General features: G+C 32.6%; 12 protein-coding genes. 9 read left to right on the plus strand and 3 right to left on the minus strand.

The annotated features are described in order from the left end of the window. Nucleotides 1–25: 25 nt before the first annotated feature. The 4 genes from frr to asnS all read left to right on the plus strand — a co-directional run bounded on the left by frr (nucleotide 26) and on the right by asnS (nucleotide 7692). Nucleotides 26–589: a ribosome recycling factor gene (frr, locus tag ABD816_RS10665; protein WP_344927195.1), complete on the plus strand. Its 564-nt coding sequence runs from the start codon at nucleotides 26–28 to the stop codon at nucleotides 587–589. Nucleotides 590–676: 87 nt separating this feature from the next. Further along, nucleotides 677–3100 carry a DUF5686 family protein gene (locus ABD816_RS10670; protein WP_344927198.1) on the plus strand — a complete coding sequence of 808 codons (2424 nt, stop codon included), beginning with the start codon at nucleotides 677–679 and terminating at the stop codon, nucleotides 3098–3100. An 84-nt stretch (nucleotides 3101–3184) separates the two neighbouring features. Then, on the plus strand, nucleotides 3185–5584 hold the full coding sequence (locus ABD816_RS10675) for an efflux RND transporter permease subunit (protein WP_344927200.1): 2400 nt from the start codon (nucleotides 3185–3187) through the stop codon (nucleotides 5582–5584). 665 nt (nucleotides 5585–6249) lie between these two features. Then, on the plus strand, nucleotides 6250–7692 hold the full coding sequence (gene asnS / locus ABD816_RS10680; protein WP_344927201.1) for an asparagine--tRNA ligase: 1443 nt from the start codon (nucleotides 6250–6252) through the stop codon (nucleotides 7690–7692). Nucleotides 7693–7698: 6 nt separating this feature from the next. Here asnS and ABD816_RS10685 read toward each other — a convergent pair whose 3' ends face one another. The 3 genes from ABD816_RS10685 to ABD816_RS10695 all read right to left on the minus strand — a co-directional run bounded on the left by ABD816_RS10685 (nucleotide 7699) and on the right by ABD816_RS10695 (nucleotide 9667). Continuing rightward, complete coding sequence (locus ABD816_RS10685) at nucleotides 7699–8280, minus strand: hypothetical protein (protein ID WP_344927203.1); 582 nt, start codon at nucleotides 8278–8280, stop codon at nucleotides 7699–7701. Then, nucleotides 8277–8744 (minus strand): ankyrin repeat domain-containing protein, encoded by a 468-nt coding sequence (locus ABD816_RS10690; RefSeq protein WP_344927205.1) that lies wholly within the window; start codon nucleotides 8742–8744, stop codon nucleotides 8277–8279. Before ABD816_RS10690 ends, ABD816_RS10685 begins: the two co-directional genes overlap by 4 nt. A 164-nt stretch (nucleotides 8745–8908) precedes the next feature. Next, nucleotides 8909–9667: a helix-turn-helix domain-containing protein gene (locus tag ABD816_RS10695; RefSeq protein ID WP_344927206.1), complete on the minus strand. Its 759-nt coding sequence runs from the start codon at nucleotides 9665–9667 to the stop codon at nucleotides 8909–8911. Nucleotides 9668–10010: 343 nt separating this feature from the next. Here ABD816_RS10695 and ABD816_RS10700 point away from each other — a divergent pair, with 343 nt between their 5' ends. From ABD816_RS10700 to ABD816_RS10720, 5 genes are all read left to right on the plus strand, one after another. Further along, nucleotides 10011–10406, plus strand: a complete 396-nt coding sequence (locus ABD816_RS10700; protein WP_344927207.1) for a type III secretion system chaperone family protein — start codon at nucleotides 10011–10013, stop codon at nucleotides 10404–10406. A gap of 3 nt (nucleotides 10407–10409) precedes the next feature. Further along, nucleotides 10410–11117, plus strand: coding sequence for a PspA/IM30 family protein (locus ABD816_RS10705; RefSeq protein ID WP_344927209.1), 708 nt, complete (start codon nucleotides 10410–10412; stop codon nucleotides 11115–11117). A 132-nt stretch (nucleotides 11118–11249) separates the two neighbouring features. Next, the gene (locus ABD816_RS10710; RefSeq protein ID WP_344927210.1) at nucleotides 11250–11948 is read left to right on the plus strand and encodes a hypothetical protein; all 699 of its coding nucleotides are present in this window, start codon (nucleotides 11250–11252) and stop codon (nucleotides 11946–11948) included. Between the two features lie 26 nt (nucleotides 11949–11974). Continuing rightward, complete coding sequence (locus ABD816_RS10715; protein ID WP_425549114.1) at nucleotides 11975–14062, plus strand: flotillin family protein; 2088 nt, start codon at nucleotides 11975–11977, stop codon at nucleotides 14060–14062. Between the two features lie 237 nt (nucleotides 14063–14299). Then, entirely contained in the window at nucleotides 14300–14539 is a 240-nt protein-coding gene (locus ABD816_RS10720) for a hypothetical protein (protein WP_344927212.1), read from the plus strand. Nucleotides 14540–14588 lie beyond the last annotated feature (49 nt).

Here is a 14588-nt window from a genome sequence, read left to right on the forward strand (position 1 = left end):
GATTACCTAAAAGAAAAAACTTACCATGAACGAAGAATTAGATTTTATCCTAGACTCAACCAAAGAATTAATGCAAGGTGCTATTGCTCATTTAGAAAAACAATTAATTGTAATACGAGCAGGAAAAGCAACACCAGCAATGCTTAGTGGAGTTATGGTAGAATATTATGGATCTCCTACACCGCTCAGTCAAGTTGGAAATGTAAATACTCCAGACGCAAGAACAATCACGATTCAACCTTTTGAGAAATCACTCATGCAGGAAATAGAAAAAGCAATACTTGCTGCTAACTTAGGGTTTAATCCCATGAATAACGGAGAAAGCGTTATTATAAGCGTACCTCCATTAACAGAAGAACGTCGTAGAGATTTAGTAAAGCAAGCAAAAGCAGAATCTGAAGACTCTAAGGTCGGTGTACGTAACGATCGTAAAAATGCTAATAACGAAATTAAAAAATTAGAAAAAGAAGGACTGTCTGAAGATGCAGCGAAGGGTGCAGAAGAAGAAGTTCAAAAACTTACTGACACCTTCATTAAAAAGATTGATGAAATGTTAGCAATAAAAGAAAAAGAAATTATGACTGTATAATTTTTTACCTTAAAAAACACTACCTGAAAGCGCTCTCTTAGGAAAGCGCTTTTTTCGTATATTCGCTTCAATGAATCAATTCTGATAATGCAAAAGATTGTTTGTTTACTTTTTTTTATTCCTTCTTTTTTACTCTCTCAAATCAGTCTATCTGGTAAAGTTATCGATGAAGAAACTAGAACCGCTTTACCCTTTGTTACCATACAAACAGATTGTACATCATCAACCTTAACATCAATAGCAGGTGATTTTAAAATATCTTGTGATGACTTTCCGATACAGTTAACTGTAAAGTATGCAGGGTATAAAACAAAAAACTTCTCTGTTACATCAAAAGAAGTTGTAAAAATAGTGGTCCGACTGACACCTAAGTCTGAAGAACTCAAACAATCAAAAGTAATAGCATCAGAACTCATTAAAAATGCTATTAAAAACAAAGAACTAAACGATCCTAATAAAGTACTTTCTGGATATACCTATAAAAGTTATAACAAATTCAAAATCACTAAAGATAGTCTCCTGACGCTCACTGCAAGAGATACTAATCTTGTGGGGATGGAGCGAATCATCAATAACAGTCACTCCTTTCTCTCTGAAAAAACAAGTATTTATCAAAATAAAAAAAGATACGAAGAAAAGGAAACAATATTAGCAACCAGAATGACCGGGTTTGAAAAACCCATATACAATACATTAGGAATTGAACTACAATCCAATTCCTTATATCAGGATGATTATGTAGTTTTTAACACTAAATATGCCAGCCCATTATCCAACAAAGCCCTTAAAAATTATGAATACAAAATCATAGATACTACCCAAAGCGAAAGACCAGCCTATGTAGTAGTATTTCAGCCAAAGAGATCTAAAAAAGTAGCAAGTTTAGAAGGACTATTGTATATAGACAAAGAAACGCTCGCAGCACAAAAAATGATTGCTGAATTAAGAGGAGAACTTAATGTGATGGTAACACACAATCTTCAATATAATACTGAAGAAAAATTATGGTTTTTATCTGATCAAGAAGTAATTATACGACCTGGTTTTGGCAAAGAAAAAATAACTCTTTTTGGAGGCAAAATATCTGTAGGAAGTTTAGATACAAAAAATAAGAAACAAAATAGTAATAATAATTTTCTTGTTTCTAAAACAGATTTCTTTGATTTAAACACGAACACAGATCCGCTTATAAACTGGCAACAAGCAGCAATAGAAATAGATCCTCAATCAACCAATAGAGATGAGCAATATTGGAATCAATACCGAACCAGCTCTATTACAGAAAAGGACTTAAATTCATTTCCGATTGTAGATAGCATTGTTAAAGCACAAAATATAGAACGTAGAATTAGTGTCATACAGAGTTTTAATACAGGGTACTATCCCGTTGGTTTCTTCGATTTCGATCTCACCTACCCTATAAAATATAATAATTACGAAGGTGTTCGTTTAGGATTAGGAGGTGTTACTAATCAAAAATTTTCAAATACATTTAGACTAGAGGGGTATTTAGTCTATGGTTTTATTGATCGTCGTTTCAAATATGGAGTCGGAGGAGGCGTATCACTAAATAAAAAAACAGGATCGTGGTTAAATGTCAATTACACAGATGACCTTAAAGAAATAGGAAGTTTCTTTTATCTAACTGATAGACGTGTGTATTCATTATTCGAACCCCGATTAGTTAATATTGACTCTTACTACAGACACAAAACCTGGACAACAAGTTTACAACATAGAATTCTACCCAGATTATTATCAGAAACACAAGTATCGATTAGTGATATCGATCAAACTCAACAATATAGTTATCTATATGATGGAGAATTATTATCCTCATATAAAATGGCAGAAGCTACTATAGCATTGAGATGGAGTCCTTTTAGTAAGTTCTTAAGTACACCTAATGGATTTAAAGAAATAAGAGATGGCTACCCTAAAATAACTGCTCAATATACACAAGGACTCAAAGATGTTTTTGATAGTGATTTTAATTATAACAAAATTGGAATTAAAGCAGAATACACAATAAACAGGCTAAATCAATCCAGCACCAGTTTTTTATTAGAAGGTGATCTTGCTAATGGTGATATTCCTCTTACTCACTTACTTCATGCTTATCCCAATTCACCAACAAAAGAAACTGTCTTACAACGTTTTTCTGTTGCGGGTCGTAGAAGTTTTGAAACTATGTTTTTTAGTGAATTTTTTAGTGATAAATTAGCAACGCTACAAGTAAGACATCGTTTGAGACCATTTAAAATAGCAAACTGGTTGAAACCAGAATTGGTATTAATTACTAGACATGCTATAGGAGATATAAGTAATATATCAAATCACCAAGGAATTAGTTTTAAATCTTTACAGCAAGGATATCAGGAGTCAGGATTAGAAATCAACAAAATATTCGCCGGTTTTGGTTTAAGTTTTGCCTATCGATATGGCGCATACCATTTGCCCGTATTCGAAGACAATATTGCTTTTAAATTTACTTTTTATCTTAAGCTCTAATCGATTTGAACTAATAAATTTCTTTTGATGAATTTGTTAAAAATAAAACCTCAAATCCTTACATTTGTGCCAGGAAAATAAAAAATGGCAAAGTTACTGACTTTCGGCTTTTGGAATACCTTAGCCGGGATTATACTCCGAAATAGAGCAATTATATTTATCACCATCATTGGTATCACCGTTTTTCTCGGTTTTCAATGGAAACACATGCGATTTTCATTTTCTGAAGCCAACCTGCTACCTGATGATCATGAAGTAAATCTTAAATATCAAGAGTTTCTTAAAAAATTTGGTGATGAAGGCAATCTCATTGTAATAGCGATTCAGGATAGCACCCTGTTTACACCAAAGAAACTAAAAGCCTGGAATGACTTCAATAACTCTTTTAAAAAGTATAGCGAGATTGATCTTGTCATCTCTATCAATGATCTTAAAAAATTAAAAAAGGAAGAAAATCCGCAAAGATTTGAACTCATATCTTTTATTAATGACACACTGTATACAAAAGAAAATGTAGATCAATATGAGCATGAGTTATTTAATAAACTTCCATTCTATGAAGGGTTGATTTATAGTAACAAATCTAAAACCATTCAGAGTGCGTTATATCTAAATAAAGATATTGTCAATACAATTGTTAGAAAAAAGTTTATTGAAAATGTACTAAATCCTAGAATAAAAGAATTCGAAGAAACTTATAAAATGGATTTAAAAGTATCTGGTATGCCGTATATCAGAACTATGAATTCTCAAAGCATTATGGATGAAATCCAGATATTTATTCTGGCAGCATTATTGGTCACCTCTTTCATATTCTTTTTCTTCTTTAGATCTTTTAGAGCAACATTAATTTCAATGACAGCTGTTATTATAGGTGTTATGTGGGCTTTTGGTTTATTAGGTCTCTTAAAATATGAAATCACAGTACTAACCGCAATTATACCACCTCTGGTTATTGTCATCGGAATTCCTAATTGTATTTTTCTAATTAATAAATACCAACAGGAAATAAAAAAACACGGTAATAAAGCTAAATCTTTACAGCGGGTAATTACTAAAGTGGGGAATGCTACTTTAATGACCAACATCACTACCGCAGCAGGATTTGCAACTTTTGCCTTAACAGAAAGTAAACTACTTAAAGAATTTGGTATTGTTGCTGCGTTAAATATTGTAGCATTATTTATTTTATGCCTATTGGTTATAACTATTATATACAGTTATATGCCTCAACCTAAAGAAAGGCATTTAAAACACCTAGGTAAAACCTGGGTTGAAAAACTAGTTGATTGGATGGAACAAATGGTAAAAAATCGTAGGATTACCATTTATATCGCATCTGTTGTTATTCTTGTCACTAGTATCATTGGTATTTATACTATTAAAGTTTCTGGCAGTTTACTGGAAGACATGCCAAAATCAACAGGGTTTTATAAAGATATTGAGTTTTTTGAAGAGGAGTTTGATGGTATTATGCCTTTAGAAATATTAATAGATACAAAACGAAAACAAGGTGTGTTAAAGCTACCTACACTGCGCAGAATGGAGCAGCTAGGAGAACTTCTTGAAGAAACACCAGAGTTATCAAAACCAATCTCCATTCTTAATTTAGTAAAATACGCAAAACAAACATATTATAACGGTAATCCAAAATACTATCAACTGCCTACTAGTCAGGAACGCAATTTTATATTACCATATGCTAAAAGCTTTGAATCAGAAGCTGGTGTCATGAAAAGCTATGTAGACTCTACTGGACAATATGCAAGAATCACTACCTTTATGAAAGATGTAGGTACTGAAGAAATGGAGCGAATAGAGGCTAATTTAGCTCCTAAACTAGAAAAGATATTTCCAAAAGAACGATATGAAGTCACCTTTACTGGTAAAGCTTTAATTTTTCAAAAAGGCACAAACTATTTGGTATGGAATCTTATTTTTTCATTGGGACTTGCCATCGTTTTAATAGCATTATTTATGGCATGGATGTTCAGGTCATTTAAAATGATCATCATATCCTTAATTCCTAACTTACTTCCATTATTAATGACAGCTGGCTTGATGGGATATCTGGGCGTTCCTATAAAACCATCAACCATATTAGTGTTTAGTATAGCATTTGGAATTTCTGTTGATGATACTATTCACTTTCTAGCTAAGTATCGTCAAGAACTAAAATCCAATAATTGGCGTATAAAAAAATCAGTTTTTGCAGCACTCAGAGAAACCGGAGTTAGTATGTTTTACACGTCTACAGTATTGTTTTTTGGGTTTTCTGTATTTATGTTATCGAGTTTTGGTGGTACAAAAGCATTAGGTGGTTTAATTTCTGCGACTTTGTTATTCGCTATGCTAGCAAATCTTCTATTACTCCCCTCTTTATTACTTTCATTAGAAAAAAGTATTGCCAATAAGAAAACATTAAAAGAACCTGCACTAAAGATTATTGCGAGCGATGAAGAACTGCCGGATAATGAAGAGTAAAATCAAATCCATTATAGAACAAAAAAGCCTCATCAGTAAAACTGACGAGACTTCTGTAAGATAGATTACCCCAAAACCTATCAAACTAAACTTAACGTAAACACAATTGTCATAATTGTGAATGCAATATACATTGACTTCTTTAATCCCAAAACCCTATCAAGGGGGGAAAAGTACCCTTCCTGCAAAAAAAGTGAATAATTTATCTCAATCACATCTAAAAAAAATAAATTCAGTCATAAAAAACTGATTACAAAATAGTTACAATACAAGCATTTGTTTCCATTTTTCACTTTCAATCAACAAAAAAAAATTTTCTCCCTTTAAACGTTCGTTTTTAACATAATTTTATAGAATTGACTTTTCAAAAAACGTCAGATTTGAAACTTATGCTAAACTGAACAAATCACCAATTACAAAGATTAATATAAAATAAATATCAGCACTCGTTTTTGGATCATTAGATTATTGATCAATTAGATTAAAAAATTATCTTTGCAACCTCTAAATTTGAGACTCCTTTTTACAGAAAGCAGAAATATTCTGTAATCAGGTATGAATACTAAAAAAAATAAGCATTACATAAGTGAACCAGTACTTATAAACATGAAGTATTAATTTTACCTTTGAGTAACACACTGGTGAGCATAAAATAAAAAGCGCAAATGAAACAGACAAGAGTAGTAGATGTACTAGAGAGTGATAAACTATCATTGCCCGTAACCGTAAATGGATGGGTTCGTTCTTTTCGTAACGATCGATTTATAGCTTTAAACGATGGCTCTACCATAAAAAGTGTTCAATGTGTGCTTGAAGATGGCACTATTGACAAAACTATAACAGATCATATTAACGTTGGTGCAGCACTTTCTGTTACGGGTACTTTAGAAGAAAGCGAAGGAAAAGGACAACGTGTAGAAATCAAAGTGACTTCAATTAAGATAGAAGGAAGCGCAGATCCCGAGAAATTAAAGAAAACAATACTTTCTCCTAAACGTCATAGTCTGGAGACATTAAGAGAACAAGCACATTTAAGAATACGAACTAATACCTTTGGTGCCATTATGCGATTGCGCTCCAAATTATCGTTTGCTATTCATGAGTATTTTCAAAAAAACGATTTTTATTATGTCCATACACCTATAGTTACCGGAAGTGATGCAGAAGGTGCGGGAGAAGCCTTTAAAGTTACCAATTTTGATCTAAATAATGTTCCAAAGAATGAAACGGGAGACATTGATTTTAGTAAAGACTTTTTTGGAAGAGAAACAAATCTAACTGTTTCAGGTCAATTAGAAGGTGAGACATATGCTATGGGCTTAGGGCAGATTTATACATTTGGACCAACTTTTAGAGCAGAAAATTCCAATACTTCTCGTCATCTTGCAGAATTCTGGATGGTAGAACCAGAGATCGCTTTTTGTGATCTGGATGGGAACATGGATCTGGCAGAAGACTTTATTAAGTATGTTATCCAATTTGCACTGGATAATTGTGCAGATGACTTGGCGTTTCTTGAAAACCGTTTAATTGAAGAAGACAAGAAAAAACCGCAAGCACAACGAGCGGAAATGACATTACGAGATAAATTAAAATTTGTCTTAGAGAATAATTTTAAGAGAGTAAGTTATACTGAAGCTATAGAAATTCTAAAAAACTCTAAACCCAATAAGAAAAAGAAATTTAAATACCTTATTGAAGAATGGGGAGCAGATTTGCAAAGTGAGCATGAACGCTATCTAGTAGAAAAACACTTTAAGTGCCCTGTTATCTTATTTGATTATCCTGCAGATATTAAGTCTTTTTATATGCGTTTAAATGAAGATGGAAAGACAGTAAGAGCGATGGATATTCTTTTTCCGGGTATTGGAGAAATTGTAGGTGGATCACAACGTGAAGAACGATTAGAGGTCTTACAAGAAAAAATGGCAGCACTCAATATTCCAGAAGAAGAATTATGGTGGTATCTAGACACACGTCGTTTTGGCACTTGTACTCATAGTGGATTTGGACTGGGGTTTGAGCGATTAGTATTATTTGTAACCGGAATGAGTAATATCAGAGATGTCATTCCTTTTCCAAGAACGCCATTGAATGCAGAATTTTAATGTAAATTAATTTTGATGTTTTTTTAATAAAATCTCAGAAATCAAATTCTTAATGACATTTTCGTCATTGTTTGATTCCTGAGATTTATCTTTTGTTTTACTTATTTTTTCATAATGAGGAACCTTACCTGTAGAAGCTAATAATCGCATAGCAGACTCAAAAAAGTGATTTAAAATTGGCATAATGTATTGACTATCTACATGGTTTTCTCTGAGATGTATGAACTTTTTAGTATAAGCCAGGAAGATCTGTGGATATTGAGCAAACGTTAGGAAAGCCTCGCAGAAACTCTGATAAACCAGCGCCTTGCTTCCATGATTTCTAAACCGCAATTTTGCAACATCAATATGTTTTGAGGTATGTAGTAAAATACTCTCTTTAATTAAATAACTATAATCTTTAGAAGAAGCATAATACACCTCCATACCAATATTAGTATTAAGTATCAACACCTCTGTATCAATATTTATTTTGAGATACGATTCTAGTTTTTTTACCGCAGAAGCAGGTAAAATAAGACGTCGTTTGATCTCAATAGATCTAACGTTAACAGATTTTATATTTTCTATGTCATCATAAACATTCACTGAACTACCTGAAATAACTCTAAAAAATCCAGTCCTTGGTTTTTAGCATGCATTTCTGCCGTTAATCCTTTATTATCCGTTGCAGATGTATCCGCACCATTTTTTATCAATAGCTTTATCATTTCCTTTTGGGCAAAGGTAGCCGCAAAAATTAGTGCAGAAGCCTTGTTATAGTTTTGTATGTTTACATCGGCACCAGCATTTATAAGTAACTGCGCAATTCCTGTATATCCCTTAAAAGAAACACCCATCAATGCAGTATTACCTGAACCATCCTGTGCATTAACATCGGGATTATAAGTTAAAATCAACTTACTAATTTCCTCTAATCCATAATAAGTAGCTAATAATAATGGAGTAGAACCTCTACTATCTAAAGAAGTACAAAGACTTGCATCCATATTCAAAAAATGTTGCACAGCATTTAAATTTTTTGCTCTAATAGCGTCAAAAATTGTATCCATACTAAATCAATTACAATTATTAGTTTAAAATCAGACTATGAAGTGTATCATATAAAATTAAAGCATACAATTTCACAAAAATCTAATTTTGAATATATTAAAAAAAAGCGCTACAACATATAATTTAGTAAAAATTTATGCCAAATATTTTAGATCTAAAAGAATTACCCCAGTTTTTCTTTCATTTTCATAAGTTCCTGTTCAATCATTAATAGCTTATCCTCCATTCCATCCGCAAAATCCGGAATACGTTTACAGAACACATATCGCACTCTCCACATTTCTTTAATTTCAGAAATAGGGTACTCTTCATCTTCTATATTTTTATGATCAGCTCTTAGGATTACATTACCCTTTGTACTATACAATCTTCTAAAAATCAAATTAGACTCGGTTAATGCTAAAACAAGTGTTCCATTGTTTAATTTCTTTATTACGTCTACAGGTACTTTTTCACCAATAACAACATCCTTGGGATAAAATCCCTTATCATGATTCGTCATTTCCAGATTAGATACTGTATACCCCCTAAAAATCTTAGAAGGGTTGATGGGAACTTGCAATGTAGGTAACTCTTTAATATAACTCTCCTTATTATAGAGCATTATATATTCACTAATGGTACTCTCTGTAACACAAGGAATGACAGCAAATTGCTCTCTTTTGACATCCTGCGCATATGTTGTAAGATCACCTTTGAACTTCAAAAGTTCATTAACAGTTAATTCATTTGTCAAAAGATCATCAATCTGAATGCTAAAATGATTAGCTATTTTTATAATCGTGTCAATTTTGGGCTCACTTCTACCCTCTTCATAGGCTCCCAAAGTACCTCTTTTTAAGTCAAATAGCTCAGCAAACGATTGCTGACTTAGACTTTTAACACTTCTTATTTTTTTAATATTTTTTCCAAAAAATGACATTTTTTGCTAATTTTATTTGCAATTATATAATTTTATTGTACATTTACCCTAACAATATTAGCTAATATATTTTAAAACTGCTAATTTTAGTAGAGATAGTTTTAATCAAACACTTGATTTTTGGGGAAAACCAAGTACTTACTAAAAATAATAGCAAAAACTAATTCATCAATTCTAAAAACAACACACTATGATAGTCATCGTATATTATGTAGTCAATTTATCAATAGATATTGTGGAAAAATTATGTAGCTTTTTGTAATATTGATACAGCGTCAAAAACTTGAAATAAAACACTAATTATCAATCCACCTAGTCATCAGACAGGTCAAAAAACCTTCATATGCAAGAGCATTTTCAATTAGTCAAAGACTATTTATTACAACTTAATTTTAACATCATTCATGAAGACAAAAAAGAAGGCATCATAATGATTAGCAAAGAAAATGACGGTATTAAAAACCTCATTCTAGGTGTAGCACCTCCAATCCTGATCATTGAACAACATATTTTCAATATTAAAAATAAAAACGAATCAGTATATCGTAGTTTACTTCAAAAAAACAGAGACATCGTTCATGGAGCTTTTGTTCTGGACGAATCTGGCGAAAAAGTAATCTTTAGAGATACCTTACAAGTAGAAAACCTGGACCTTAATGAATTAGAAGGAACTTTAAACTCATTAGGTCTATTATTAAGCGAATACTCAGAACAAATTATAAATTTCTCAAAATATTAAACTATGAACATTTTTAAAAGATTATTTAAAATCGGAGAAGCAGAAACACATGCAGCCATTGACAAGATGGAAGACCCGATTAAACTTACAGAGCAAGGGATACGAGATATGAAAAAAGATCTTGACAAAAGTTTAGAATCATTAGCACAAGTCAAAGCATTAGCGATCAGAGCCAAAAATGACACTGAAGAATATGCTGCAAAAGCTAATGATTACCAACAAAAAGCAATGTTAATCCTTAAAAAAGCGCAAAATGGAGATATGGATGCTGCCAATGCTGATCGATTAGCAAGAGAAGCATTAATTAAAAAAGAAGAAGCTTCAGGACAACAAACACGTAGTCAGGAAGAATCTGAAAAATTTAATGAGTCTGTCTCTCAATTGGATAAAAACATTCAGGAAATTAAGCAGAATATTAGCAAATGGGAGAATGAATTAAAAACATTAAAAGCGAGAGTTAAAGTTTCTAACGCTACTAAAAACCTAAACAAGCAGATGGCTCAAATCGATGGATCAAGTACAGTTTCCATGCTAGAGCGAATGAAAGATAAAGTAAATCAGGAAGAAGCATTAGCAGAGGCTTATGGTGATATCGCAAATTCTTCTAAATCAATTGATGAAGAATTAGATAAAGCAGTAGATACCTCTAAAGCTTCTGCAGACGATGATTTAGCAAAATTAAAAGAACAATTAGGAATGCAGGATTCTTAATCAAGAATTAAAAAAATCACTGGAAACAGGGTAACAAATATGGACAATAAGGTACTAACTTGTAACAGTGATTTTTTATATCGTAAAAGCATTACATTCTAAAAACAAAAAACCTCATTAAAAACTATACTATTGAAAGAATTATTAGACATAGCATTTTCTCCGGTAAACGCATTTTTTTCAATCATGTGTATCGTATTATTGTTGTACTGGATTCTTACCATCTTAACCGGATTTGATCTAGATTTCTTTGATGTAGATTTTGAAGCTTCCACAGATTTTGACTTAGACATTGATGCTGATGCTGATATGGATAACTACAATCCAGATGTAGACCTACCGCAAAAGGATCTTCAAGCAGATATAAAAGCAGAAGGAGTAGGCATACAATTTTTACGTTATTTCAATTTTGATGAGCTACCCATTATGTTTATGCTAACCATATTATTTTTTTCGATCTGGTTTATATCCATTAATGTTACGCATTCTTTTGGATGGCAATCCAATTGGCTAGGCTTTGTTATGCTTATTCCTAATCTGATAATTAGTCTATTTGTAACTAAACTCCTAACCAAGCCTATTGCTAAAATCTATAGAATGGTCAATCACAAAGGCGAAGAAGAAATTGATTTTCTAGGGCGCAGATGCATTGTTAAATCATCAGTTTCTGGTGAAAAATTAGGCCAGGTAGAAGTCTTAGTTAAAGGAGATCCTATTAGGATACAAGCTAAAGGTTTTAAAGGAGTAGCCATTGCTTCTGGAGAAGAAGCTTTTATTGTCAATGAATCAAAAGATAAAAAATACTTTTTAATAGAGAAGTTCGAATCATAAACTAACCCAACTAAATTTAAATCAATATGCTAGGAACATCATCAATAATAATTATTGCAGCCATTGTCATTGTAGGCTTTGGACTCCTTATGTGGATTGTATCCATGTACAAGAAAATAATTCAGGGAAAAGTCCTTGTAAGAACAGGTATGGGTGGAACCAAAGTATTTTTTAATGCAGGTTTAGTCGTTCCCGTTTTACATAAAATGGAAATCATGGATATTTCTGTTAAAAAACTGGAGATCGAACGAACGGCTATTAATGGGTTAATTTGTAAAGACAATATTAGAGCAGATATCAAAGTAGCATTCTTTGTTAGAGTAAATAAATCTACTGCAGATATTATTAATGTTGCACAAACTATTGGTTGTGAAAGAGCATCAGAAATTGATGTACTGCGAAATTTATTTGATGCTAAATTCTCAGAAGCATTAAAATCTGTTGGTAAACAATTCGAGTTTGTAGAATTATATGAAGCAAGAAGAGAATTCAGGGATAAAATTGTAGACATTATAGGCACTGATCTTAATGGCTATATTCTTGATGACTGTGCCATCGATGATTTAGAACAAACATCTTTAAGTGTACTAAAACCTGATAATATTCTGGATGCTGAAGGGATCAAAAAGATTACCGAATTAACAGCAGCGCAAAACATGAAATCTAACTTCATCAAAAGAGATGAAGAGAAAGTAATCCGCAAGCAAGATGTAGAAGCTCGGGAAGCTATTCTGGAATTAGACAAGCAATTAGCAGAGAAAGAAGAGCAACAAAAAAGAGAAATCTCTAATATAAAATCAAGAGAAGAAGCAGAAACATTAAAAGTCGCTGAAGAGGAACGTCTAAAATCTGAAACTGCTCGCATTGCTACAGAAGAAAAAGTAAAGGTTGCAGAAGAAAATATGCAACGCCAGATTATTGTAGCTGAAAAAAATAAACAGCGTACTGATGCTGTAGAGACAGAAAGAGTAGAAAAAGATAGAATGCTGGAAGCTACAGAGCGGGAACGTATCGTAACATTGGCACAGATAGAGAAAGAAAAAGTTGTAGAAGTAGAGAAGAAAAATATTCAGGATGTAATTCGGGATCGCGTGACTTTAGAAAAAGGAGTGGTAGAAGAGCAAGAGAATATGAAAGATATTCAGGCTTTTAAAACCGCAGATCGAGATAAGCAAGTTAAAATAACCACTGCCGAAGCAAATGCAGAAGAAGCCTTAATTTCAACTATAAAAGCTGCAGAGGCACAAAAAGAAGCCGCTAAACAAAAAGCGGAAGAGATAAATATTGAAGCGCTGGCTCATAAAGAAGCAAGTGAAAAAGAAGCAGCCGCTCGTAAAACATTAGCAGAGGCAACTGCAAAAGAAGAAGCTACCATAGGTTTGTCTGAAGCACAAGTAATGCAAGCAAAAGCAGAGGCTCATGAAAGACAAGGAATTGTAGAAGCTTCTATTATTGAGAAAAAGGCAAAAGCAGAAGCAGCTGGAATATCTGCAAAAGCAGTAGCACTTAAAGAAGAAGGAATCGCAGAGGCAGAAATTATTAAAGAAAAAGCACTGGCTCAAGCTGTAGGAGATAAAGAAATAGCATTAGCAGAGGCTGCTGGTATCGAAGAAAAAGCCGAAGCCATGAAAAAATTAGATGGTGTAGGAAAAGAACACGAAGAATTTAAACTGCGTCTTGATAAAGAATTACAAGTAGATTTAGCACATGTAAATGTTCAAAAAGAAATCGCGTATGCACAAGCTGACGTCATCGGTGCTGCATTAAAAGCAGCCAATATCGACATTGTAGGAGGAGAAACTATGTTCTTTGAACAAATTGTAGGTCAAATCACTAAAGCTAAAGGAATTGACAGATTGGTAAAACACTCTGATAACATTCAGGATATAAAAGATGCGATCTTAGGAAGTGATGATGTTAAAGGAAATCTTTTAGGAAAAATAAAAGAATTTGCTACTAAATACGGAATCTCATCAGAAGATATCAAAAACCTGACGATTGCCAATCTATTAATGGATCTGAAACAAAAATCTACAGACCCATCAGAAAGTGATTTGTTTAGCAACTTATCGAATTTAGCTAAAGGATTAGGATTATCTGATAAGAAGCTATAAACCCTTTGCTCTTGTTCTCAAGACAATATTAAAATATACTCCTCCTATAATAAGGAGGAGTATCATAAAAAATGCATCTGGTAAAAAAGAGTGAATGAATATTCACTTCACAATATATGAATACTATTATCATCTTATTTTTAGCCCCATAAGTGCTCACCCTTAAAAGCTGTAGACGCTCTCAGGTATTTAGCACAAACTACCATGGGATTTGTTTAACTTTTAAAAAATGTACATATGGCAATTGCAGCAATGATTGCTTCGATAAGATTTAATGATCGAAGAAACAAAAGAGAAGCTTTTAATGGATGGGGCAATTCTGGCAAAAAAAGTAAGGGAATCAAAATAGAACCCGTTTCTGAAGAAGTATTAGTAGAAATTCGAAATAAAATCCAGAGACAAAATCGTATAACCCGGATCAAAATTATGCTTGTTATTGCGATTAGTATTTTAATAATGACTTGGCTATTATTTTAAAGGTCATTGATATAAAAATTTTCATTATGGGAGGATTTGGAGGGGTTGT

The sequence above is a fragment of the Aquimarina addita genome (assembly GCF_039539305.1).
GTDB classification, from domain to species: Bacteria; Bacteroidota; Bacteroidia; order Flavobacteriales; family Flavobacteriaceae; genus Aquimarina; species Aquimarina addita.